At 39.2% G+C, this 25946-nt stretch carries 25 protein-coding genes; 9 read left to right on the top strand and 16 right to left on the bottom strand.

From position 1 onward, the window contains the following. Window positions 1-3 precede the first annotated feature (3 nt). The 5 genes from BM192_RS00290 to BM192_RS00310 all read left to right on the top strand — a co-directional run bounded on the left by BM192_RS00290 (window position 4) and on the right by BM192_RS00310 (window position 3251). A complete protein-coding gene (locus tag BM192_RS00290; protein WP_037440058.1) occupies window positions 4-1326 on the top strand; it encodes a TolC family protein in 1323 nt (440 codons plus the stop codon). A gap of 26 nt (window positions 1327-1352) precedes the next feature. Beyond that, on the top strand, window positions 1353-1670 hold the full coding sequence (locus tag BM192_RS00295; protein WP_074963857.1) for a hypothetical protein: 318 nt from the start codon (window positions 1353-1355) through the stop codon (window positions 1668-1670). Between the two features lie 87 nt (window positions 1671-1757). Next, a complete protein-coding gene (locus BM192_RS00300) occupies window positions 1758-1946 on the top strand; it encodes a hypothetical protein (protein WP_037440060.1) in 189 nt (62 codons plus the stop codon). A gap of 40 nt (window positions 1947-1986) precedes the next feature. Then, a complete protein-coding gene (locus tag BM192_RS00305) occupies window positions 1987-2175 on the top strand; it encodes a class IIb bacteriocin, lactobin A/cerein 7B family (protein ID WP_037440062.1) in 189 nt (62 codons plus the stop codon). Window positions 2176-2426: 251 nt separating this feature from the next. After that, window positions 2427-3251 carry an NYN domain-containing protein gene (locus BM192_RS00310; protein WP_081857494.1) on the top strand — a complete coding sequence of 275 codons (825 nt, stop codon included), beginning with the start codon at window positions 2427-2429 and terminating at the stop codon, window positions 3249-3251. A 7-nt stretch (window positions 3252-3258) separates the two neighbouring features. Here BM192_RS00310 and BM192_RS00315 read toward each other — a convergent pair whose 3' ends face one another. Together BM192_RS00315 and BM192_RS00320 are read right to left on the bottom strand one after the other, a co-directional pair. Next, complete coding sequence (locus tag BM192_RS00315) at window positions 3259-4995, bottom strand: FAD/NAD(P)-binding protein (protein ID WP_037440065.1); 1737 nt, start codon at window positions 4993-4995, stop codon at window positions 3259-3261. Between the two features lie 99 nt (window positions 4996-5094). Further along, entirely contained in the window at window positions 5095-6636 is a 1542-nt protein-coding gene (locus BM192_RS00320) for a L,D-transpeptidase family protein (protein WP_081857495.1), read from the bottom strand. Between the two features lie 143 nt (window positions 6637-6779). On the opposite strand from BM192_RS00320, the gene BM192_RS00325 reads away from it, so the two are divergent. After that, window positions 6780-7214, top strand: a complete 435-nt coding sequence (locus tag BM192_RS00325) for a DUF1810 domain-containing protein (protein WP_037440070.1) — start codon at window positions 6780-6782, stop codon at window positions 7212-7214. Window positions 7215-7218: 4 nt separating this feature from the next. Here the strand turns inward: BM192_RS00325 and BM192_RS00330 are convergent, their stop codons facing one another. The 10 genes from BM192_RS00330 to BM192_RS00375 form a co-directional block, all read right to left on the bottom strand. Next, a complete protein-coding gene (locus BM192_RS00330) occupies window positions 7219-7920 on the bottom strand; it encodes a type 1 glutamine amidotransferase domain-containing protein (RefSeq protein WP_037440071.1) in 702 nt (233 codons plus the stop codon). 121 nt (window positions 7921-8041) lie between these two features. Continuing rightward, window positions 8042-8905: an alpha/beta hydrolase gene (locus BM192_RS00335; protein ID WP_037440073.1), complete on the bottom strand. Its 864-nt coding sequence runs from the start codon at window positions 8903-8905 to the stop codon at window positions 8042-8044. 113 nt (window positions 8906-9018) lie between these two features. Next, entirely contained in the window at window positions 9019-10020 is a 1002-nt protein-coding gene (locus tag BM192_RS00340) for an aldo/keto reductase (protein ID WP_037440075.1), read from the bottom strand. 237 nt (window positions 10021-10257) lie between these two features. Then, the gene (locus tag BM192_RS00345; protein WP_037440077.1) at window positions 10258-11331 is read right to left on the bottom strand and encodes a dipeptidase; all 1074 of its coding nucleotides are present in this window, start codon (window positions 11329-11331) and stop codon (window positions 10258-10260) included. 8 nt (window positions 11332-11339) lie between these two features. Then, window positions 11340-12458: a D-TA family PLP-dependent enzyme gene (locus BM192_RS00350; protein ID WP_170844833.1), complete on the bottom strand. Its 1119-nt coding sequence runs from the start codon at window positions 12456-12458 to the stop codon at window positions 11340-11342. 8 nt (window positions 12459-12466) lie between these two features. After that, window positions 12467-12940, bottom strand: a complete 474-nt coding sequence (locus BM192_RS00355) for a RidA family protein (RefSeq protein ID WP_037440079.1) — start codon at window positions 12938-12940, stop codon at window positions 12467-12469. 9 nt (window positions 12941-12949) lie between these two features. After that, a complete protein-coding gene (locus tag BM192_RS00360) occupies window positions 12950-14263 on the bottom strand; it encodes a gluconate:H+ symporter (protein WP_037440081.1) in 1314 nt (437 codons plus the stop codon). A gap of 8 nt (window positions 14264-14271) precedes the next feature. Further along, window positions 14272-16599, bottom strand: coding sequence for a beta-N-acetylhexosaminidase (locus BM192_RS00365; protein ID WP_316930981.1), 2328 nt, complete (start codon window positions 16597-16599; stop codon window positions 14272-14274). A gap of 134 nt (window positions 16600-16733) precedes the next feature. Beyond that, window positions 16734-17309, bottom strand: coding sequence for a gluconate 2-dehydrogenase subunit 3 family protein (locus tag BM192_RS00370; protein WP_037440147.1), 576 nt, complete (start codon window positions 17307-17309; stop codon window positions 16734-16736). A 4-nt stretch (window positions 17310-17313) separates the two neighbouring features. Continuing rightward, complete coding sequence (locus BM192_RS00375) at window positions 17314-18993, bottom strand: GMC oxidoreductase (RefSeq protein WP_037440086.1); 1680 nt, start codon at window positions 18991-18993, stop codon at window positions 17314-17316. Between the two features lie 198 nt (window positions 18994-19191). Between BM192_RS00375 and BM192_RS00380 the strand changes: the two genes are divergently transcribed. Further along, window positions 19192-20040, top strand: a complete 849-nt coding sequence (locus BM192_RS00380; RefSeq protein WP_037440088.1) for an AraC family transcriptional regulator — start codon at window positions 19192-19194, stop codon at window positions 20038-20040. Between the two features lie 10 nt (window positions 20041-20050). Here BM192_RS00380 and BM192_RS00385 read toward each other — a convergent pair whose 3' ends face one another. Continuing rightward, window positions 20051-20959: a helix-turn-helix domain-containing protein gene (locus tag BM192_RS00385; protein WP_037440090.1), complete on the bottom strand. Its 909-nt coding sequence runs from the start codon at window positions 20957-20959 to the stop codon at window positions 20051-20053. Window positions 20960-21018: 59 nt separating this feature from the next. Then, the gene (locus BM192_RS00390) at window positions 21019-21900 is read right to left on the bottom strand and encodes a lysophospholipid acyltransferase family protein (protein WP_051759812.1); all 882 of its coding nucleotides are present in this window, start codon (window positions 21898-21900) and stop codon (window positions 21019-21021) included. Window positions 21901-22080: 180 nt separating this feature from the next. On the opposite strand from BM192_RS00390, the gene BM192_RS00395 reads away from it, so the two are divergent. After that, entirely contained in the window at window positions 22081-22947 is an 867-nt protein-coding gene (locus BM192_RS00395) for a HEPN domain-containing protein (protein ID WP_037440092.1), read from the top strand. Here the strand turns inward: BM192_RS00395 and BM192_RS00400 are convergent, their stop codons facing one another. Both BM192_RS00400 and BM192_RS00405 read right to left on the bottom strand, forming a co-directional pair. After that, window positions 22948-23622: a class I SAM-dependent methyltransferase gene (locus tag BM192_RS00400; protein WP_081857496.1), complete on the bottom strand. Its 675-nt coding sequence runs from the start codon at window positions 23620-23622 to the stop codon at window positions 22948-22950. Window positions 23623-23707: 85 nt separating this feature from the next. Next, window positions 23708-24877 carry an FAD-dependent oxidoreductase gene (locus BM192_RS00405; RefSeq protein WP_037440151.1) on the bottom strand — a complete coding sequence of 390 codons (1170 nt, stop codon included), beginning with the start codon at window positions 24875-24877 and terminating at the stop codon, window positions 23708-23710. Between the two features lie 89 nt (window positions 24878-24966). On the opposite strand from BM192_RS00405, the gene BM192_RS00410 reads away from it, so the two are divergent. Continuing rightward, window positions 24967-25938 (top strand): helix-turn-helix transcriptional regulator, encoded by a 972-nt coding sequence (locus BM192_RS00410; RefSeq protein WP_037440096.1) that lies wholly within the window; start codon window positions 24967-24969, stop codon window positions 25936-25938. Window positions 25939-25946: the final 8 nt, after the last annotated feature.

Consider the following 25946-nt stretch of genomic DNA (forward strand, 5'->3'; position numbering starts at 1 on the left):
CGCATGTTAAGAGTTTATCTGATTATAACCATTTTATTGGGGATCCAAAATATCATGTTTGCCCAAAAAACATGGAGTTTACTCGACTGTATTAGGTACGCTGAAGAAAATAATCTGAATATTAAAAATAAGAGGATCGAAAATGATATTAAACAAATAGGTGTCAAACAGGCTAAAAACTCAAGATTACCAGATATAAATGGCTATGTAAATGCATACTCGAATTTCGGGCAATCACAAGATGTTTTTGGTAATACACAAAGAAATGATAACCTGAATAACAGCATGGGTGTTGCTTCCGAAATCACGATTTTCAACAAGGGAAAGCTTAAAAAACAGATAGAGCGGTCTAAAATAGATGTTAGATTATCTGAATTTGATGTAAAAATAGAAAACAGAAATTTAATTATTGAAGTTATACAGGAGTACCTTAACGTATTACTAAACAAGGAGATTGTGAAAATGACCGAAGCTGCCGTAAGTTATTCATCCAGACAATTTGAAAAAGCCGTAATTACAACAAAGGCTGGAAGTACTGCGCTTACTGTCCAGTATGAGGCACAAGCAAATCTTGCACGTGAAAAACAAAAACTTGAATCTTCTCGAATAGATGTAAAAAGATCACTAATGCAGTTAGCGCAGTTACTTCAACTAAATGATTATACTTCATTTGAAATACAGAATAGCGAAGTCAGCGAGACTGAAATTAATGCAATGATTTATAACCGCGAGCATTTACTGGAGAAATCGTATCGCGTGCAGCCGTCTCTGTTAAAATATACTGATCTGATCAAGGGAGTAGAATACGATACTGAACTTCTCAGAACACAGTACTACCCTACTGTATCCGGAAGGGCAACATTGGGTACAACCAATTTCAGCGCTATCGGTGCAGGGCAGCATTTCAACTTTTTCAGGCAGACAAAGGACAACTTCGCTCAGCAAATAGCACTTACTATAAATATACCTATTTATAACAGACGAAAAACTGAGCTTCAGATTAAACAAAATGACTTCCTGAAAAACCAAATGCTGAACCAACAGAAGCTAGAGAAAGAGAATATCCGAATAGAAGTCGAAAGTGCCGACTTTGACTGGCTATCCAATTATCAGAAATATTTAGCGGCAAAGGAAGTCGTTAGCAGTAGTAAAATTGCCTTGGAGTACACCGAGAAGAGTTACGAAGCGGGACGCAGCACGATATATGATTTAAATAATTCCAGGAACAACTACCTGCAGTCCCAGAGTGATCTGATCAGTTCGAAGTACAGCTGCTATTTCAATAAAAAGCTTTTAAATTATTATATAAGTGAGACAGTTAATTGAAAAATCTAATCTTTAAAAACAACATTATGCAACTATTTAAGTATATCGACAGAATTAATCTGATTGATAAGTTAATAAAGCAAAGAAGAACCGGAACCCCAAGTGAATTGGCTAAAAGATTAAACATTTCGGTATCCAGATTAGCAAGGATGGTAGAGTATATGAAAATTAAAGGTGCGCCGATATGTTTCGATAGAATCTGCTGTAGTTATTACTATAAATATGAATATTCATTCCAGATCAAAATCCAGATTGAATCCATTGAAGAAGCCGATCTAAAAGCCATATCTGCTGGTCAATCTTTTTTTTCAAATAATTTTCCCAATGCTTTTTTTGTGCATTGAGTAAAGCTAATTTAGATATGTTGATCAACACAAGGGAATTTCGAAAACCTTTAACAGAGTAGAAACTTAAATTTTAAATTAAAAAAAATGGAAAATTTACAATTAGCGACATTAAACGTAGAGGAATTAGATTCAGACAATTTAATGAACACTGACGGAGGTTTTATTCCTCTTGTAATTTGGGGTGTTTCATTTACAGCTGCACAGGTAGCTGGTGGTGCGGGTGCAGTTTTTCTAGCCGGAATGGGCATAGGCGCCGCAGTAGCCGCACAATAATTTAAAAATTAACCTATTTTATCATTTAAACCTAATACCTATGAATTCATTAGAAGCAATTGATGAGAAAATCTTTTCTTTAAATAGTTTAAGTCAGGAAGAACTGACGGAAACGGAAGGCGGAATTGCTCCTCTTCTTGTAGTTGGCGCAATCTATGTAGGATCTGCTGTTGCAGGGGGTCTTGCCGGGTACGGCTTGTATAAAGCTCTGGACTGGGCATTAAATTAAAAACTAAAATATATTATTATGGATTTAATAAAAAATAAAAAGAACGTAATCACATTTGCTTTTTGGATTTTCTTAGTATCCATGTTAATAGGAGCTTATGTAGCTTATAATTCACACATGTAGGGTTTATTCCCAAAATGTGTATTTAACGAAAAGCAGGGTTTTATTACCCTGCTTTTCGTATTTAAGGACCAATCCCCAGCATATTTGAGTCAAAAAATGTATCTTATCAAGACTTACCAGTATATACTATGAAAATTGACAGAGATTTAAAGCTTGCGGTATTAATTGATGCCGATAATGTACCCTACGCCAACGTAAAAGAAATGTTCGAAGAGATTGCAAAATATGGTACACCAACTTTTAAAAGAATCTATGCCGATTGGACAAAACCAACCGTTTCAGGTTGGAAAAAAGTTCTGCTGGAAAATGCAATTACGCCTATCCAGCAGTATAGTTATTCAAGTGGAAAAAACTCGAGTGATAGTGCACTTATTATCGACGCCATGGATATTCTTTATACCGGTAAAGTTGATGGTTTTTGTATTGTGTCAAGCGACAGCGACTTTACCCGTCTGGCAACAAGGCTTAGGGAAGCAGGAATGAAAGTGATTGGTATAGGAGAAAAAAAGACTTTGCTCCCATTTATTACAGCATGCGATAAGTTTATTTACATAGAAATTCTTAACCGAAATCCGGTTCCATCAGAAGAGGTTAGTTCGTCTCCGGAAACATCAATTAATAAGACAACTGCAATACAGCCACTGAATAAAGTAGACCCATCAATTATTAAATTATTCACGGACAGTATAACAGATTTGGCAGACGAGGACGGATGGGCATATCTTGGTGATTTAGGCAACCTTATGATTAAGAAAAAACCTGACTTTGATTCCAGGAACTATGGATTTTCAAAACTGCTTCCGCTGATTAAAAGCACGAACCGTTTTGAAGTAGATGAAAGAGATAGTGGTAAGCCAAATATCAAACATATATATATTAAAAAGCTTACCAGCGCTACCGAAAAAGTAACCAAACAACGCAGAAATGGCCGGAAAAGGGATTCAGGTACATAGACCTGAATTATACCAGTTCCGGTGCTTCATTTCCTGAAAGGCTTTTCATAATAGTTTCAGACGCTGCTTCGCAAAAATCTATGCCTGAATAATCGGGGTTAAATCCACCAATATAGGGCACAGCCATAATATAAATCCGCTCATTAGTTTTACCATAACGGTCAATAATCTGGAAATTATCATTAATTGTTACACCAGGCACTATCAGGTGATACTTTTCATTATTATCTTTTATTACCATTTCATTCCCCTTGTCCTGCTCTGCCCTCCCGGCATCTTCAGATTGAAATTGTAACATCGCAGGGCTAACTGCACCGGCATTGACCAGCCCTTTAAATGGGAAATCCTGAAATGACAGATGCGGTTGGCCAACACAATCGACAAAAGTCTGAAAATGTATACTGATATCATTTCCACTTTCATCCTTATATAAATAGACTGCACCGCCTGTTTCTCCAGGACTAACCTCACTTTCATTGCCAACTGCTACAATACTTAAAACACCAGCGTCATGCAGCGCAAACAACTCTTTACAAGAACTCTGTGGTACAAATGCGATTACAATTGAAATAAGTGGCATGAGCACATTCTGCAGTCTCTGCATATCTTCGGCAGAAAGATATTTAGCGGGATAATTCATGGCATAACTCAATATTGCCAGCATCTCCTTCCAATAAATAGATTCCTCTCTTTCAATAGATTGTTCGGCCTCCACATATTCTTTTCGGAATAACGTAAACGGCTCGATCTCTTCGCGCATACCCATCATTGTATCTACGAATTCTTCTAGCGCCATATCCTTAACTTTCGCATAGAATGCCGGAGCTTTTTCCCTAAAGAGCTGCTTGAAGTTTTTTTCGAAAATATAGTCCAATGAGATAAATCCACCATTATGCTGAATGTTATTTCTCATTTCCTGACGACTGATTAGCACTTCTTTTCCCAAATGTGAATCTTCCAGATGAAAACGGATCGCCGGCAATAATCCATTTCGCGAATGCATCACCAGACGAAATTCCGGGCTATCTGAGTTTAATACATAACTCACCCTTCCATTATTATCAGTTTCAAATTCTCCGTTGAACCGGGCCATAGTCCTGATTGCATCAATAGCCGTAAGTGAAGAGCCTTTAATTCCAACAGGATGATTGAGTTGAAGCGCAAGTTTTTTAGGTGGATAAGGTGAATCATAATAACCAGAAACCTTTCCTTCGTATTTCTTTGGCCAATTGTGCCCCGTGCAAATTATAATTGTGTCGAAGGATTGCTTACCGGTATCTGCAATAAAAACATCAACCTTCCCCCGAGAAGGATGGTCTATAATATCGGTAACCTCACTATTCAAATTTACGATTGTACGGATTCCGATTTTCTCCGCTTGCTGACGGAGTAATTCGAACTGAGCTGACAAGTATTTACCAAAAAAAAGGCGTGGCAAAACTTTGTATTCATTAAAGTTAAGTGGATCGATGCCAAATAAGTTTAAAATCTCCTCCGGTGCAGTCTTCACCCAATCTTCAATAGAACTGAACAGGACAGGAATCTCATTATCTGAAACATTTGTGATGTGCTCCGAATTCGCCCCCTCAATACTGTATGGCATGCCCGCGCCCAAATAGCTTTTTCTTTCAAAAATTTGTATCTCAACGTTTGTATTACCGGACTCTAAAAGTCTTTTATACATAAACAAACCAGCAGGTCCTCCACCAAGGATAGCAATTCTTTGCATTAAGTTTTGGCTCATAAGTTAATGAGAGTGCCTGTTTATTCAGGCGAGACTCAGGCACATATAAGAACAAAAACTGGAAATTGTTTGCCCGATTTTTATAATTCGAATTAAATGCTATCCCTGTCCAAGTTTCATTAAATACGAATACAATACAACGTCGAGTCCATAGATGTCCTTTCTGAATTGTAAACCCCCTAACTCGTCTGCCCAGCAGGTAAAATAGGTGAGATGAACCGGTATTTTAACTGGCAAAGCAATATCTTTTGCTTTTTGATTAGCCGTTAGTGCCATTTCTTTCTTAATCAGTTGAAATTTTTCTCCCTCTCCAAATAATTGCTGCGCAAGTTCCAATGGTTTTTCTAATCTGATACACCCATGACTCAAAGCTCTGTCCGATTTATCAAAAGCTGCTTTTGCGGGTGTATCATGTAGATATACAGAACTTTGATTCTTGAACAGAAATTTAATTTTACCAAGCGAATTTTCCTCACCCGGACGTTGCTTAAAGGTATACTTTCCTCCGGCGGAACCATTGGACCAGTCAATGGTCTCAGAATCTTTAATCAGTTTACCGTTTTCGTATACGTCTATGTTATTATTAGATAGATAATAGCGGTCTGCAGATGCATGCCTGGATATTTCTTTAGTTGCAATGCTTTCCGGAATATTCCATACTGGATTTACCTGCACGCTGTAAATCATACTGGATAATTGGGGCGTCTCGCGGGAAAATGGACGATCTTTCTTGAGATCCTGCTCATCATATTCCTTCAGATCCACTGTCTTTTTGAGATCTCTCCCCTCACCGACACAGACTTTCATATTCAATAATGACGTACCTTTTTCCATAACGTCCAGACGGTAATCAGGAATATTCACCCAGACACTTTTCCCCTCTCCTTTTTCAACTTTCCATCGCATGCGTTCCATATTTACCGCCAGTTGTCTGGATGTCTCTTCTTTGCTCATACCAGGCGCGATAACACCTTCATTTAAGGCTTTTTGCAGGGCTAAATACGATTTATCTTTAGGCTGAATGCTGTCCAGATATTCACTAAGATTATCCAGTTCAAAAAGTTTAAGCATATCGTTGTCCTGCGGACGGCTGGTCTGGGTATAATAATTTGCATAAATTCTTTTTGGGCTTATTGCACCAAATACAATCGCATTACTATAAGAGGTTAAAGAATTTGCAGCCGCGATTTCCATCTCTGCGAGGGTTTGGCAAGCATCTTCTATATCAGCAACTTTACTCTTATCATAAACCCTGTTTATTAGGGATGAAAATAATTTTGCATCAAACATACTGGCTGCTAAACCGTGGTTTCCCGCTTTAGCAAGATAATTTGTCAGCCCTTTTAGTTGCCCATCCGGCAAGTATCGTTTAATAAGAACAGGTTCATAACCATTTTGCTCATAAAATGACGTGATTAATTTGGGGTTGCGCAATTGTTCTTGCTTCGCATTCAATACCTTTTTGAGAAAGGTTGCCATTTTTTCATCTGGTATATCTTTGAAAACCTTGTTTTTTGTTTCCTTAAAGACAATTTCACCAATATCTGAGCGATTTTTCTTACAAGATTGGAACAGAAAAAATGAGCAAATAATACCAGTCGTAATAAACAGGTTAAGCCCTGAAAGGAGTCGCTTCTTCATAAATATGTTTAAGATTTAAATTTCATTAAACGTCGGCCGGGCTAAAAGCAAAATATAAAAAATGCGATTAAACAAATTCAACGTCTATTTTTAAAACTAAACAAGACCAGGATTTATTTGTTAGAAAAAAAACTGAAATAATCATGAAAGAAGGAAACTTAGAAAGATTTATTGATGCCCAGCAAAGAGACTATCAGATAGCGCTAAAAGAGATTAAGGCAGGAAGAAAGCAGGGTCATTGGATGTGGTATATATTCCCGCAATTACAAGGACTGGGAAATACAGAGACCTCAAAATTTTATGCTTTAGCCGATCTTAACGAGGCGGACACCTACTTAAGCCATCCTTTACTGGGAAGCAGATTAGTTGAAATTTGTAATGAACTATTAAAGTTAAATAAAAACGATCCAAACACTATTTTTGGTCATCCAGACGATCTAAAACTCAAATCTTCCATGACATTATTCGCAGAAATACCATTGACGAACCCTGTATTTATTCAAGTATTGAATAAATTTTATGACGGAAGCAAAGATGATAAAACATTAAACCTTCTAAAAAACCGACAGAATATCTAATTAATTAAGAGGTTTCCTCCGTCTGGGCTTCCAACTGCGTTATCAAAGCCTTGGCTGCTGGCCCCGCAGATAATGGATTCTGCCCGGTTATCAGTAAACCATCAACTTCTATATGGCTCATAAAAGGAACTACGGATGAATTCAATTCTGCACCCAATTCTTTGAGACGATCTTCCAGTTTATACGGAATATTATTACTTCGTCCAACCATCGTTTCTTCTGTGTTTGTAAAAGCTGAGATATGTCTTCCGGTCAGAAATCCTGGCTGCAGTTCCGCTGCTTTAATTAGTGCAGCCGGACCGTGACACACCGCTGCAACGGGCTTTCCCAAATGATAGAAATCGAGTATAAGTTTCCCGCTGGCTTCATTTGTAGCAAGATCCCAGATTGGGCCATGCCCGCCAGGATAAAATACTGCATCATAGTCTTCAGCATGAATCGTACTTAACACATTTGTCCGCTCAAATGCAGTTTTAGCGATTTCATCGTCTTGAAACCTCCGGTTAGAACCGGTAATGTTTTCAGTCAATTCACTCATCGGATCAACTGGTGGCCTGCCACCGAGTGGACTCGCAAGCGTAATCCGGTATCCTGCATCTATAAATTCATAATAGGGATCTGTAAATTCTCCGAGCCATACGCCTGTTTTACTATCTGTATTTTCCATCTGTTCGTGAGATGTAAGCACAATTAAGATCTTTTTCATTAGTCTTTATTTAATATGATATAGCTGGAAACACAACCAGTCCTATTTGGTTTTGTTTTCACGTTATAAACAGAAGAAAAATACTCAATATATAAAGACAAAATAATCCTGAAAGAGCGGGCTACTTAATATTGGTGGGTTTTGGATTTAACAATCTCAAAGCATTAAAAACTGCCTGATGTGTTACTGTGGCGTGATCCTCGCTAGGTAAATAGTCAAAATACACTTTTAGATTTTCACTTTTGGTTCCTTTTATTTTTTCTGCAAGGAGATTGGCGTCGACCTCCATTACATGAGGAGCCTCAGATGGGGCCAGGCCTTCTTTCCCTACCCCTATATAAATTTTGGTCTCATCCGTAAAACTTTTATCCAATATATCGCCATTCAAGCCAAATAAGGAACCGTTATCCCACCACAAGCTCGGGCTAATGATTATATAGGAGTTGAAAAGTTTTGGTTTTTTCAATAGGATCTCAGTTGCTACCAGTCCTCCTAGAGATTGTCCTATAATGGTTCTTGAAGAATTTGTATGATATCTTTTTTCAATATAGGGCTGAAGTTCTTTTTCAATAAAAGCTATAAATTTATCAGAATGACCGGAAGTGGTATATGTCTTTTGGTCGGACTTGATATTAGTAGGATAGGTAAAATCTCTTTTTCTATCCACATTAGCTATTCCTACAATGATTGATTTAGGAACCCTGTTAATCCACGGAAAATTGTTGTAATGATATAAACCTACGACTTGTATGAAATCTTCGTCTGCCGACCCATCAAGCAAATAGACCACCGGATATTTGGTGCTGTCTTTCGGATTATATCCTTCCGGCAAATAAATATTAAGCGTTCTATTCTCTGAAAGAGTAACAGATTTAATAGTCTCTATATTACCAAGAATAAATGGCTTAGCGGTTACCGTATTGTTTTGCGCTGAGGCAATGTGGAACATCAAAAGAAGGACAATACTACAAATGGTTTTCTTCATCCACCAAAACTACCCAAATTATAATTGATACTAATTATTGCTTAACCAATTTCAGCTAACGGAATAACCACAGCTGCTCTATATGAATCAGCTGTGGGTTGTCAAATAAGTGATTAATTGTTAACTAATTTCATCGCTCCTTCGCTGTAGCGTGCCCCCACATTTGGATAACGTTTAATTAGCTGGTTGATGTTGGCTAAGTCATCACCGTTCAATGAAATATCAACTGCGCCTGCATTTTCCTCTAGATACTTTCGTTTTTTTGTTCCCGGAATCGGGATAATATCTTCACCCTGAGCAAGTACCCAGGCTAAAGCAAGTTGCGCAGGTGTACAATCTTTATGCCGCGCAATGACTGCAAATTCCTGCACCAATTTATTATTGTTTTCAGCAAATTCTCCTTGATAACGTGGCAAAGATCTTCTAAAATCTGTATCATCGAGATTTTCAACCTGTAAAGTACTAGTTACTAAACCTCTTGCTAATGGAGAATATGGAATTAATGAGATCCCCAGTTCGCGCACTGTGCTTAAGATCTCTCCTTCGACATCGCGGGTGAACAATGAATATTCACTTTGTAAAGCTGCGATCGGATGTGTTGCATGTGCCTTACGAATGGAGGCCGGAGACGCTTCACTTAATCCAAGATAGCGAACTTTCCCTTCTGTCACCAGATCTGCCATCGCGCCGACCATCTCCTCCACCGGGACATTCGGGTCTATACGATGCGCATAATACAGATCAATTACATCGATATTTAGGCGCCTTAAGCTAGCTTCAGCTGCTTGTTTCAGCCACTTAGGTGAACCATCGAAATACGTCCCATTACTGTTCCCTGGTCGTACGACATCTTCCTTATAACGAAATCCGAATTTGGTTGCAATAAAAACCTTATTCCGGTTCGGCACCAATACTTTCGAAATTAACTCTTCATTCGCTCCATTAGCATACATATCAGCTGTATCCCAGAAATTGATTCCAAGATCTATTGCCGTTTCCAGTGTCGCAATACTTTCCTTGTCGTCTCCCGGACCATAAGCGAAGCTCATTCCCATGCAACCTAAACCCAATGATGATAATTCTTCTCCTGTCTTACCTAATTTTCTGTATTTCATAATTGATAATTATTATTTGTTCGAATTCTGCGGATTATTTCCCATCCTTAATTGGCCGGGTAAATCAATGACTCAAAAGTACAATACAACGAATAGCGGCATTTATAATAATCAAGCAGATATTTATAATAATCAAACAACAAGCTAAACTTGTTTTATAAACCTTATAAAATTCAAACGCCGGCATCTTGTTTAAAAAAGAATACCGGCGTTTATTAATAAGTTTTAGTATAAAAATTAGCTCCAGGCTTTTCTCAGGAATCTTAACCAGTTACCATGCATTAAATTGTTTATATCTGATTGTGTATAACCGCGCTTTTCCATTATAGCGGGGATGTTCTGCAAATCAGCTATGCTCTGGATATCATATGGACACTGCTCCTTGCCAAAAGCACCGTCGAGATCCGATCCAACGCCGACATGTAAAGTATTGCCCGCGATCTGGCAAATATGGTCAAGGTGATTAATCATTACTTCGAGATTGCATCCAGTCCCCCTGGGTGTTGATTGCCCTCTTACCCATCCAGGAACCATCATCCAAGCGTCTAAAGCAAGCCCAATTACGGCTCCTCTCTCGATTAATGCTTTAATCTGTTCGTCGCTATACTGACGGTTATGATTAACGAGTGAACGGCAATTATTGTGTGACGCCCATATATGACCATTGAAGTGATCAAGCGCCTCCCAAAAGCTATCATCACATAAATGCGTCGCATCTAAAATGATATTGAGCTTCTCCATCTCACGAAGCAACTCATGCCCTTTCGGCCCCATTAAACCTGTGGCATCTGTTCCCTGGGCATATCTCCCGGGGCCATAATGCGCCGGACCAACAGCCCTTAAGCCTTTAGCATGCGCTTTATGCAAATAGTCAATATTAATTATAGAATCTGCACCTTCCAGACTAAGTATATAGCCTATTGGTTTACTGGCATCTGAAAGTTCATTGTTCGTCCATCGAGAGATATGCTCGTTCAAAAGCTCAAGGTTATTAATCTGCACCATCTCTCCAGCGTCTTCCATAGCGTTGTACCAGGCAAGCTGGCCCTGGGTCTGTGCCCAGGCCTGCTCCGGAGAATGCAAGCCAGGAAGATGGTTGTCAGGTGCCACATATCTTGCGATTTGTGTCGCTATTACAAGTCCAATTTTTCCTTTCCTTAATTCTGGCAAAGACACTACTGCCTTTGCCCTGTCAGGTTTATCTGATAAGCCTTCTTCCCTTTGGTTAATGGATGTTACCGGTAAACGCAGATCGCGGTTCCATTCCAGGGCATTCATACTCAAATCTAAATGTGCATCGATAGTAAACATACTTCTGATTAAATAGTGATTTTTCTAGTTCTGGAAGTTATCTCCCACTCATCGTTAATTTCCTGATTATAAATGATACTGGCATAGTTATATAAAGCGACAGTAGGGCAAATATGAATAGGTAATCCATATAATACATCACCTATAGAAAACCCATGTTTAGCACCCAGGTCAAGAACCAGATGCTCCTCACTCTGGCTCACAAATACGGCATCTGGCGCATTTAAAAAGAAGACCCTTCGCTCCAGTTGATTTTCTGCAGCGATCGATTTATGACCGAGATCCAGACTCACAAGGTTGTCTTGTGTCAGAGAAATAACCCTCGTAATTACTACTGCTGCAGTTAAATATAACTGTTCTGCAAAAGCGTCCTGATAGCCCTTATCCCAAAGTATAAAAGTTCCCGGGCTGCATTCTACAAAATCTTCCCCGGCATAAAAAGGAAAAGTCGGGGTTCCGCCCGCTATAATTACAGGCCGCGGCATCCCTGAATCAAGCACTTGTTTTTCCATTTGACACAAGGTTCTCCAGATTGGCAGCCACTTTTCCTTTCTTACCTCACAGGATGCGTCGTGAATATGCCCGTCATATGCATGAAACCCTTTAACGATCAGACCGGGTGTATCAAAGGCCTTTTTATATATTTCTAAGCATGCTTCTCCGGGTAAAATCCCTGTGCGGTTCATTCCTACATTCAGGTCAGCAAAAACGTTCAGTTCAAGTCCGGCAGCTATTGCGGCAGCAGCATATTCCACGATTGAAATTTCATTGTCAAATAAACAGGAAAACTGTGTGTCAGGATAAGACCTGATTAATTTAATAAACCTGTCTATTTTCGGCCCGGTAAGCTGATATGCCAATAGAACGTCAGGTGCCTTACACATACCCAGCATCTCGGCCTCAGCAATTGTAGCACATTTAAATTTAGTAATACCTGCATCGATCATTAACAAGGTCACAGCTGCAGATTTGTGCGTCTTAACATGCGGCCTTAATCTGGGTATATCCTTGATATTTCGTTTTAACCGCTTTATATTTTCTGTAATCCGATCCGCGTAAAATACTAATGCAGGAGAATCCAGCTGTGCGATGTTAGTAATAGTGTACCAGGGTTTCTCTTCCAACATATAGATATTTAGTCGTGCAGTTCAAATAATGCTTCAATTTCAACAGGGATATTATCGGGCAAAGACCCAAATCCTACGGCACTTCTTGTACCGATACCATTTTCTTCACCCCAAACCTGTGCAAAAAGTTCGCTGCAGCCATTAATAATAAAAGGATGCTTTTCGAAATCCGGTGTACAATTAACCATACCCAAAACCTTGATAACCCGCTTTACTCGATTTAAGCTACCTAAATTCGTTTTAATAGTAGAAAGCATAGTCAGTCCAACCTGTCTGGCAGCCAATTTCCCGTCCTGTTGATTAATATCATCGCCGATTCGACCAATAATCAGGCTTTTATCTGGATTTACCGGCCCATGTCCCGATAAATAAAGATATTTTCCATCTATCAGATAAGGTTTATAAACACCCAGTGGAGTCGGGGCTGGAGGTAAAACCAAACCTAATTTTTCAAATTGTTCGTCTGCATTAAAATTTTCCATAAAATATATCTAAAGTATTTGATTTAGTAAAAGTACACCCAATAAGCCAACTACACCAACAATTGATTCCATCGCTGCCCAGGATTTAAAAGTGTCCTTCATACTTAGGTTGAAATACTCCTTAAACATCCAGAATCCAGAATCATTGACATGAGAGAACATTAAACTACCAGCGCCAACAGCAAGAACCATCAGGTTTGGATCGGTATGGGTTGTATTCATCAGGGGCAGTATAATTCCGGCAGTCGTTAATCCTGCAACAGTTGCTGAACCAACGCAGAAGCGTATAATGGCAGCGATCATCCAGCCTAAAAACAAAGGCTGCATGTGCAAATCCTTTAGTAAAACAGCAATCTGTTCGCTTACCCCGCTATCTACCAATACCTGTTTAAGTGCACCAGACCCACCTATAATAAGCAGGATCATTGCAACATCTTTTATCGCATCACCATAAATCCCCATGATATATGGTATTTTTTTACCTTGAAATACGCCAAGGGTTAATGTGGCAGAAAACAAAGCGATAAGCATTACAATAGTTGGACTACCCGCAAATGCAAAGAATTCTGCCACTGCCGGATCGGAGCTTGGAATCAAAGCAAACACAGTTGCACCCAATAAAAGGAGTACCGGTAAGAGCGCAGTAAAAAAGCTGTTGAAAGTACCAGGCAGGGATGATTCAGGAACTTCTACGGGTACAAATGACGCTAACGGATTAGATGGTATATTTTTTAATACCCTGGAGAAAACAGGTCCCCCGATAACAATAGCTGGTACCGCGACTATCAGTCCGTATAAAAGCGTCAACCCCATATTCGCTTTAAACTGAATGACCAGTGCCGATGGCGACGGATGTGGCGGTAGAAAGCCATGTGTAACAGATAACGCAGCAAGCATCGGTAAACCGATGTAAATTACAGGAAGCTTATACTTATAAACAATCGAAAATATAAGTGGAATCATCAGCACAAATCCAATTCCATAAAACAATGGTATTCCAATTAGAAAACCTGTAGTAACTACACCCCATTGGATGTACTTTTCACCACAGATATCCATCATAACCGATGCGATTTTCTGAGCTGCCCCACTTTCAGCAACCAGCTTACCGAGCATTGCACCGATAATTATGATGATGGCCAAAGAACCCAAAACATCTCCCATTCCTTTCTCGACAGAAGCAGTTACTTTACCCAGAGGTATGCCAAGGAGAATGCCTGCCAGAATAGACACTACCAGGAAAGAGATGAATGCGTTGATTCGCAAGGCAGAAACCATTACGATCAGTAATAAAATACTTAAAAGAACAATTATAATAGTCATATTTTCAATTAGTTGATATAAATTTCATCTGCAAGCAGCATTGCTTTTCCCCCTGCACCATAAGATCCTTCAGGAATAGTTCCTTTATTGCGTGCTTTTACCCTAACGTATTGTATTGATACAGGCTTTATCCTGGCTCTTACTGTATTGACACCTTCATTTTTAAATTCTTGCTGTCTGAATACTTCGGTGAAGGTTTTTCCATCCGATGAGACTTCAAAAGTCAGAAGATCAGGCTCCCACATTTTTTGCCAATGGTATTTTAATAAACTGATTCCGACTACAGACACGCTTACTCGCTTTCCAAGGTCTACGGTAGCAATTAGATCATCTCCGCTGAACCCAGTCCATTCCCCATCGTTATACAATGGGCTTCCAGTAATCCCATTAACCAGAACACCCATATATTCGGGTGTGAAATTTCCCGCGGAGGGGTTTGAGAGTCGTACACTCCTGCCAGTAGCTTTATTGATATTGAAATTTTGCGTAAATACTCTCGTAGAATCAGCTCCCGACCCATATACCGCTGCCCGTATCGTTTGGCTCCTGTTGATAATAATCGGTTTTGTATAAAGAAAACTATTCCGCCCTGGTATATCTCCATTCGTTGTATATCTTACTTCTGCACCAGGCAAATCCGTCTGCAAACTCAAGAATGGCTTGTTTGCCTTAAAAACTGTTTGGCCTTTGATTTCATCAAAATGTCTGAAATAGTTTACATTAAGAGTCTGCAGGATATGTTCCTGTGATCTTAATCTTTTCAGAAAACCTGGATAATCCCGCTGAGATTTACCGGACCATGCTATTTCAGCCAACGCCTGCATACGCGGAAACATCATATATTCTGCCTTCTGATCGTTATTGATATATTCAGACCAGAGATTAGCCTGTACTCCTTTTATATATTTAGCTTCGTTTTCATCTAATTCGGCCGGTATTGGTTCGTATCCGTATAACTTTGAAAGGGGGGTATACCGTCCTGCTGCAACTTGTTCGTTTTCATAAAGCGACTGATAGTAGTCCAGATAAACAAATTTTTCAGGGGTCATCACTACGTCGTGCTTCATCTTCGCTGCAGCAATTCCTCCTTCGAGTCCTCTCCAACTCATCACAGTTGCCGAAGGTGCAAGCCCTCCTTCTAAAATCTCATCCCATCCAATTATCTTACGTCCCTTGCCGGCAAGATATTTTTCTATTCGCCTGATAAAATAACTCTGCAGTTCATGCTCATCCTTTAAATTTTCATCATTAATTCGTTTCTGACAAGACGGGCATTTCTGCCATCTTGTTTTAGGACATTCATCCCCTCCGATATGAATATATGTTGATGGAAAAAGTAAAAGTACCTCATCGAGTACCTTTTCAAGAAAATCGAATGTTTCCTCTTTACCGGCACAGTAAACGTCTTCGAATACACCCCAGTAAGTTGCTGTTGGATAAGGTCCGCCAGTACACCCTAACCCCGGATACGCAGCGAGTGTGGCCTGTGCATGGCCCGGCATTTCGATTTCAGGAATAACTGTGATGTTGCGGTCGGAAGCATATTTGACAATTTCTCTGATCTCATTCTGTGTATAGTATCCACCGTACGGTTTTCCATCAAAAATATGCGGATCTGATCTTTTATGCCCGAGAATCGTCTCTGAACGATTACTGGAAATATCCTGAAGTTTTGGGAACTGTTTTATTTCTATCCGCCAGCCCTGGTCATCCGTTAAATGCCAGTGGAAAGTGTTTATTTTGTACAATGCCAGTACGTCAATCCATTTCTTAATTGAAGATACCGGAAAGAAATGTCTGCTTACGTCCAGATGCATACCCCGGTAAGTAAATCTTGGATAATCATTAATGGTCACCAGGGGAACGGATATTTGTGCATTCTTGTCTTTTTGCAACAATTGCTGTAAAGTCTGCAAGCCATAAAATGTACCGGCGGGATCGTGTCCTGTAATTATTATACGCTTATCAGTCACTTGTAAATTATATCCCTCCGGCTGCACAACCATTTTAGAATCTACTCGCAATTCAATATTACCGTGAGTGTCGGCTGAAGTGGTGGTTCCAAGACGGAAGCCGGCAATAAGATTTAAATATTGATTAAAGAAAGTATGGCTCTGGTCACTTACTGCAGAATCGTAAAAGATGTGTGTACTCTTTTGGATAATAAAAGAACCTGATTTTACAGACATCTCTGCCGGTACAGGTATAATAGCTATCCGGGGGTCCTTTTCTTGAGAAAATACTACTTGAGAAAAGAATAGAACAAGAAAAATTACCAAAAAGGTAAATCTCGCGAATCTAAAAGGGTCCATACGTTTATATTGGCGCATTTGCATGCAAAGCTTGGCTTAAGATCGGTTTTATATTTGAAAATCCTAATATTTTGAAGATCTAAATTGATTTACTCTCAATAAAAAAGCTCAGATCCCATCGGGATCTGAGCTTTCAAAGGATATATTTTGAGTCTGGTTTACGCCCAGGCTTTATCACCTTTTTTATAAGGTACAGATCCGTCGTATCGACCAGGAACAGGGGTATAACGTAACGCCTTTGTACACCCAATTTCAGAGCTAAAGTATCCGACCAGGGTCAGCTGTTTCATCATCGTAAAATAATGTGCAGGCAGATCTTTTTGTTCTTTCATTTTCTGCTGATGTTCTCTGGCTTCCTGATCCAATTGAACCAATAAAGTATGCCGCTGTTCAGGAGTAGCTTTCATGAACACCACGCCGTTTAATTTTTCCGAAGCCGTGTCCAGCAGACCAATTCCATCATAGAAAATCTTCCGGTTAATATCTTCGTAACAGTCGGTCACCATAAGTGCCATAAAAGATCCCACATTAGCAGATTTAGCACCAGGAGTTTGAGTTGCAGGTAAGATGGTGTCAGCAACCTCATCCAGGAATTCCTGATCTTCAGGCTTAAACAATCCGATGGGTTTAGTATAGGTTCCCGGTCTTTCGCAACCTGTTAATAGGGAGCTTCCCCCAATCAGTGCACCACCTGTCACAACTGCTATCATTTTCAAAAGTTCTCTTCTATCCATATACTTAGAGATTATTTTTTTTGAGTTCATTAACAGCGTAATCGACAGCTCTCGCTGTTAATGCCATATAGGTAAGAGATGGATTCTGACAGGCAGAAGAAGTCATACAGGAGCCATCTGTCACAAATACATTTTTACAATCCCAGACCTGATTCCATTTATTCAAAACCGATGTCTTAGGATCACGGCCCATTCTCGCTGTGCCCATTTCATGAATTCCATGTCCCATAGCATGTCCGCCATCCCAGCTCGTTATATTCTTTATTCCTACGACATCGAACATGGCCTCCATCTCTTTGCGCATATCTTTGCGCATTTTCAATTCATTCTCTTTTAATTCGGCATCCATATTTAGTACTGGTAAACCCCATTTATCTTTTTTATTAGGGTCAAGAGTGATCTTATTCTCGTGATACGGAAGGATCTCACCGAATGCAGTAGCACCAATTGTCCATTTACCAGGTTCTGTCAGTGCATCTTTAAAATTTCCGCCAATATTTAATTCGGCAACTTCCCTGCTCCACCCTTCCCGGCTCGCACTTCCCTGGTAACCGAATCCTCTCAGGTAATCTCGTTTATCTCCGGAGAGATTTGCAAACCTCGGGATATAGAACCCATTTGCACGTTTTCCAAATACATATTGATCTTCAAACCCTTCAACCGTTCCTTGAGCGCCAATATTATAGTGATGATCCATAATATTGTGTCCCAATTCATTACTACTGCTACCTAAACCTCCTGGCCAGATATCAGTTGCAGAGTTAAATAAGACCCATGCTGAATTTAGAGCTGAAGCACAAAGAAAAACTATCTTGCTGTTAAATTCATAAGTCTGGTTATTTTCGGTATCGAGCAATTCCACGCCCCTTGCCTTTTTCGTATCTTTATCATATAGGATCTGCGTTACCAATGAATAGGGTCTTACTGTAAGATTCCCGGTATTCATTGCTGCGGGTAAAGTAGAAGACTGAGTACTGAAATAACCACCGAAAGGACATCCTTCCCAGCAACGGTTTCTAAACTGACATTTGGTTCTTCCAGGAATTTCAGCAGTAAGATTCGCCGTTCTTCCTATAATAAGGTGCCTGTTATCTTTATAATGTGCTTTAAGCCGTTTGGCTACATCTTTTTCTACGCAGTTTAATTCCATTGGTGGTAAAAAATGTCCATCCGGTAAATGCGCGATGTCTTCTACCGAACCACTTATTCCAGCAAATTTTTCTACATAGTCATACCACGGCGCAACATCTTCATATCCAATTGGCCAGGGGACGGCTACACCTTCTCTTTCATTAGCCTGAAAATCCATGGGACTTAAGCGGTAAGATTGTCTTCCCCATAAAATTGAGCGTCCACCCATTCTATAGCTTCTCCACCATGTAAAAGGTTTAGTCTCTGTGTAAGGACAGTCTGTTTCGTTCGCCCAACCGTCCATTACTCCCTCGGATGCCGCCCAACCCCGGTGTATTACCGGATATTTTTTTCTTTGCTCAGCGGTAGTACCACCACGGTGTTCAAATTCCCAAGGGTTCTTTTGTGCAGATTTATAGTCTTTGACGTGTTCGTAAGGTCCGCCTCTTTCAAGCATCAGAACTTTAAGTCCTTTTTCACAAAGTTCCTTAGCTGCCCAGCCTCCGCTAATGCCGGAACCTATAACGATAGCATCAAATGTTTGATTTCCCATGATCAACGATTGTTAATTTTATACATACAAGCTTATTTGGTTTTTTAAATCTACTGATTAAAAAAGCCTCAACTCAACTGGTATATTTTAAAAAAAATATGTTATCTGATCATTATTCAGGCAAAATCATTAATATTATGAGCAGATAGTTGATAAACTTCCCTTTATTAATTAAGCTTTTTAAACGCATTTGAATATATGAGGACACTGATACAGAAGATACACATTGAAGAATATAATTCTTTCGCCTGCCGCACCTACAAAACTCCTGACTTTGAGACTGCCTGGCACAAACATCTCGAATGTGAGCTTATATTGATAACCGCTGGAAATGGTACAGCTTTAATTGGTGATTATATTGGGGATTATAAAAAGGGCGATATCTTTTTCCTCAGTCCAGATCTACCACACTGGTTCCGCAAATCTAACCAGGAGACGGTTGGAAGCGCGATTGTTATTCATTTTAAGAAGGATTTCCTGGGACGTGTATTTTTGGACCTGCCAGAATTAAAAAACATATCCAAATATCTGGATAATAAAGACACCTGTATCCAACTGCAAAACGAACTTTTGATTTCAATTGAAGAACTAATCAGGAAACTAGAATATACTGAAGGAATTGACCGCCTGTTACTTTTAATTACTTGCCTTCAAATAATAAGTGTATCCCCCGAATACAAAATTATCACTAAGGCTTTTGACGCTATGACCGGGGGCGAAGAAAATTCAGTTATCGAAGAAATTATTGATTACTCGTTTAAACACTTCCTGAGTCCTATCTCTTTACAGGAGATTGCCGGAATAACGAGCATGTCCATACCAACTTTCTGCCGGTTTTTTAAGAGAAATATTAAGAAGAGCTATTTTGAGTTCATCAAAGAAATTAGAATTGGTCATGCCTGTAAATTACTAAGGGAAACTAATAAACCAGTTTTAGATATTTGTTACGAAAGCGGATATAATAGCTGGGCTCATTTTAGCAAGCAGTTTAAAGACGTCAGCAGAATTACTCCTAGTCAGTACCGAAAACAGCATATTGAGGCTTAAAATGCTGTATTTAAACGAATGATTTCCTGGCTTCATTTGGTGAAACACCAGTTTTCTTTTTGAAGAAATTCGTGAAATATGGTGGGTACTCAAAACCCAGACTGTAAGCGATTTCTGAAATATTCCAGTTACTATGTTTTAATAGTGCCCACGCTTCCGTAATCAGCCTTGCAGCGATGTGGTCTGACGTTGTTTTTCCTGTAAACTCCTTTACCGCCCTATTCAGATGATTAACATGGACGGACAGATGAAGAGCATAGTCCTTGGGTGTTTTTATTTTAAGGTAGCTGCCGGGACTGTCGATCGGAAACTGACGCTCCATAAGTTCAATAAAGAGCGATGTGATCCGCTCTGCCGCATTGTGATGGCGTTGGTAATTACCAATGGGGTTTATCTTCATGGCCTCATGAATAAGCAACTGAAGCAGGTTACGTAAAACATCATACTTATGTGCATAGTCCGACTCCATCTCCTGCATCATCTTCCTGAAGATAACTGATATTTCATCTTGCTGTTCCTCATTAACAAAGAAAACAGGGTTACCACCAATTTTAAATAAAGCAGATTCATGCAAACTTCCCAGGCGTTCTGATGGCATGAGAAATGCCTCACTAAATAAACAGAACCAACCAAGCTGCCCCTGTGCATCCCCCTCCCACGAATACGGGATGAGCGGATTAGAGAACAGTAAGGCAGGTTTATCTATTAAAACCCATCTGTCGGCAAAAAATAATCTTCCCTGGCCGATAAGAAGTGTTACTTTATAAAAATCACGCCTTCTGTAAGGTGTAACTATAGAGCAGTTTTCACGCGAAAAAACATTAAAATGTCCCGACCCGGTATTGTTCAGCGACAATCCATAAGGATTAGCCTGTGGTACTCTCTTATAAAAATCACCAATATTTTCTGAATTGACCATGTAACAAATTTATAAAATACAATCGGAAATAAGGTTTTGGTAAAAACTACATATAATGATTAAACCATATCCTCCGGTTTAAATTTCCATCTTCTATGTGACCATAACCAATACTCGGGTTTTTCTTTGATGACCTCTTCCAGATACTTTACATGCGCGTGAGTAATCTCATACGTATTCGTTTCTTTCGGGTTTTTAAACATTGGTATAAACGTGCATTGGTAATATCCCCTACGAATTCTTCTGACATCACAAAACACGACAACACTATTCGTGAGTTTTGCCAGTTTCTCTACTCCGAGAAATACCGCTGTCTGCTGATTTAAAAAGTTAGTAAAATATTTTATTTCCGGCTTAGACGGGGTCTGATCTCCAACAAGGACAGTAATTGTACGTTCATTTTTATAGCTAATGAGTTTACGCATAGTACTCTTCATCTCTACTAAAGTTGCTCCGAACCTTGACCGCATCCGAATAACTATATTGTCGAAGAATTTATTACTTAAGGGCTTATACACAATAACACGCCGCTCAGCGAATAGCTGACTGAATCGCAGGGCACCCATCTCCCAGTTGCCATAATGTCCCAATATGCCCAAAACACTTTGACCTCCAGCAAAATAATCTGTAATCAACTCCGCATTAGGAACATATACTCTTTTTTTTACTTCAGCTTCAGAAATAGTTAATAGTTTTAAACTCTCCACTATAAGGTCAGTCAGGTAACGATAGTATTTAATACGGATTGATGCCCGCTCCTTTTCTGTTTTTTCGGGAAAAGCGTAAAATAGATTTTCATCTACCACCTTACGTCTGTACCTGAAGATATAATAGATTATCACAAATATAATATCAGACATTATGTACAGCAACCAGAATGGTAGTAATGAAAGGAGATAGAAAAATCCAAACGTCACTACAGAAAAAAAATGTTTAATCATTTAAATAAAATAGTTGATTAAGCAAAAATAAAAACAGAAATAATATTTAATGATATTGAAACCAGATTTTACTTAACGTAAACAATCAATTTCAAATTTTTGAGACAATAGTTATAATGAAACATATAATCATATACTAAAACTGTTATTAAACAATAGCACCTTATTACATTAGCTATCATGAACGAAGCCATGATAATATCAAACAATACACTAGCAAAAGAGTTTAAGAATCTTATCCAATTAATTGCAGAAAAATATCAGCCTTATCAAATTATATTATTTGCCGAAAAAACCAAGTGGGAACAGGCAGAAAGTTGCTTTCAAAGAACCGACTTCGTGCAACGATTTGATTGCTGCCTGCTTATAATCACCCAAAATACCAGGCGTTCGCTTCATGATTGCCAGGAATTCTGTAATCTGCATTTCGAATTTGGAGATATAATAACTCTATGCCATGGGAAGCAGGCAGTTCAGGATGCGGTCTTTAGCTATAATAGTTTTTTTACTACTGTATTGAAAACAGGCAAAGTATTATATAGTATGGATGGAGCCCCTATTTCAGATATTAGTATACCTGATCAGCTTCCCCGGGATGTAGAAAACACAGAAATTCAATTTGAGAAAAGATATGCATTAGCTAACGCTTTCCTTTCAGGTGCTGAAACTTGCCTTAATAATGAGCAGTATGCAATTTGCACGTTCTTGCTACATCAGGTGGTTGAGCAATGCTGTATCGCGATGATTACCCTATTTATGCAATATCGCTCCGATATCCATCACCTTCATCGTCTGCTCAAACTATGCCGGTGCTTCTCAGACGATCCTTACGATCACTATCTGGCAAGTGGAGCGGAACGAAAAAAACTCTTCGATATATTGACCAGAAGTTATTCAAGGGCTCGTTATAGTGAAACATTCAGTGTAAAAAAAGAGGATGCAATAAACCTTTATAAATTAGGCCTTGACTTCACCGCGCTCACTAAAAAGCTATGCAAAAAGAAACTTGAAGCCCTTACCACCGAATTTACAATAGTTGAATGCTGATTATTCAGGTTTTTTTGCTTCCAGGATGTAGAATTCCCGTTCTACATCCATACCGGCATTACTTCTTATTTTTTCGGTAAAAGAGCTGAGATTTCCGAGTTCAAATCCAGCGCTTTTCAGGATATCAGAAACCTCTGACACGTGATAAAGCTTAAAATTATAAGCTGTAAAAGGTAGTTTTTCCATGAAATCGCGACTGGCAAATGTAAGATATAAATGTCCTCCAGATATCAGTACCCGGAGTATTTCCCTGGCATATGCGACAGGGTGTTGCCAGAAATATAGAGTATTAACGCTAAACACTTTGGTAAAGATTGCATCCTTAAAATTCAGAAAATCGCCATCTGATAATCCAAAGTCAGCTCTGCCTTGCTGAATAGGTAACTGATTAAGTTTAATCGCCTCATTAACCATCGTAGATGAAATATCGACCCCGTTATATCTCACAGTACCATTCAAACTTAATATTTCAGGCAGATGGCTTCCGTTACCGGGCCCAATCTCCAATATGATGTCATCCGGCCCTATTTTCAAAGATTGGATCGTTTGGCTAATCATATTACTGTTGCTTTGTGCCATCTGATCAGCAGTTTTTATACCATCATCTCCGCTTGGGCAATGCAACTGCCCGGCTAGTTTTTTAAACTTATTTCTTTCCTCAGATTCCGCCATCATACTCTAATTACTGTTCAAAAATAATGATTTCAATTTTCAAAGAAAAACAATCCTTACCTTTAAGAGTAAACGTTTAAACTAGTTATCAGGAGAGCACACCGGTCATAAATGGTATAGCTTCATCCGAATGTAGCATTGCTGTAGAGTCCATAGTTATCATCGCAACCTCAGCGGCTCTGGTTCGCATTTGTTTTTCATAAAATGCTATTGCAGTCTGCAAATCGTCAAAATCTTCGTTAACCAGACATTGGCTTAATTCCAACGCGTCAAGCATCGCCATGTTTACGCCTTCTCCTGCGTATGGTGGCATCAGGTGTGCTGCATCTCCAAGCATTGTGATATTGGCTCCAGCTTTCCAATTCTGGTCGAATGGCATACAATATTGTGGTCTTGGAATGAATAAATTTTCAGCACTGGTAATCATTCCGTCCCATATGCCACCCCAATCGCTATATTCTTCTTTAAACCATGAAAGCAGTTGTTCCCGATCTGTAAAATCCAAGCCACAAGTCTTTGTCCAGCATTCTGCGGCCTTAAAACCGAAATAAAATGCAGTGCTTCCATCACCTTTTGAACTCAAAATGATTGACTGATCGTTGCCAAATGCAAACACCTTACCTTCTTTTACCAGGGCATGAATATCCGGTGCTTTTTCTGCGGAATCATGGATCAAGCCTTCTATAACTGTAATCCCTGAATAAAACGGCTTAATTTCAGTCATATACGGGCGAATTTTTGAATTAGCTCCATCAGCACCGATGACAATATCTGCAAAAACTGTATTTCCATTTTTAAAGCTGATTTGCCAGCCGTCACCTGAAGGCTCCATATTTACAAATTGACAATTCCAGATAATAGTCTCCGGAGATAGTGAATCAATTAAAATAGTCCTTAACGGGCCACGGTCTATTTCCGGGCGGAAATGCGCATGACCGAATGTGATTGTATCATCTTTCAATATGGTATGTTGATCTGTCAGGATATTCCCTTTCCTATCAACTATACGCAATAAATCTGCATTTGGACGATAGTTTTTTATAAACTCCTCCATTAGTCCTGCATCCTGCAATGCTTTTAAACCGGATTCATTATGCAGATCCAGAGTCGCTCCCTGCTGCCTCACATTCTTATCAAGGTCTCTTTCGTAAACTTTTACCATTACACCCTTCATCTGGAGAAGTCGGGCTAGTATCAAGCCCCCCGGACCACCGCCAATAATAGCAATACTTTTTCCTTTTGTCAATTTATTACTCATCGTTTCTGTTTTACTAAACCAAAGGTCAGAAGACATAAACAATTAAAATAGCTATATTAAAGCGAAAAATAGTCCTAAACGACCAAAATATGATATTGGAATTTAAAGTCAATGGAGATGTCGGTTTATTGCAGGCGTTTGCTGACATGCTGGGTACGACGGTAAACGATGGAGTACTTACGATACCAGAAAATATGGGTTCGGGATATCTCAGAGGTATAGATCTAGGAAACCGGTTAAAAATAATGATCAGACTGTATCAGCTGAAAGACGACTTTACATTCAGAAGACTGGTAACCGGTAATGTCAACGAAATGGTTGTGCTGGCGTTTCACAATTTCTTTAGCCAAAAGCAGGGTGAACATCACTCTGCGCCATATATCCAAATCGCATCTGCCGGAATGGATTCAGAGATTTTTCTTCCTGCAAATTCAAAAGTTGACACGATAATTATTGCTGTCAAAAAAGATCTGCTGGAAGAATTGCTAAAGCCCGGTCCGGATGATGCCTTTCTGCAAAACATCATATCAGGACAGCAACCCTATATTTACGAGCAAATTATATCGCCCGAAATGCATTCAGTAGCAAACGGACTCATAAATGAACAGATACCGAAAGAACTACATCATTTTCACAGCAGACTTCAGGCGGAAAAATTAATATATCTTTTATTTTCAGAACTGTTACGAAATCAGCGGGCTGCTGCATACCCGTTAAATGTAAATGATGTGAAGAATATATATAAAATCAGGAATCAAATAATTGCAGACCTAAATATCTCTCCGAATTTACCCACATTAGCTATTGCTGCAGGTATGAGTGAAAGTAAAATGAAAAGACTCTTCAAACAGATTTTTGGCAATAGCATTTACAGCTATTATCAATCTTTTCGGCTAAAAGAGGCCGCCTACCTAATCAGAGAGAAGAACATGTCCGTTTCCGAAGCAGGTTATAAAATGGGATTCTCCAATTTAAGTCACTTCACCAGGATATTCGAGAGATACATCGGACAAAAACCAAAAAAATATTCCACAACACAAGAATTTTTTAACTTAAAGTAGCCTAAAAC

It is taken from the genome of Pedobacter antarcticus (genome assembly GCF_900112985.1).
GTDB lineage: Bacteria > Bacteroidota > Bacteroidia > Sphingobacteriales > Sphingobacteriaceae > Pedobacter > Pedobacter antarcticus.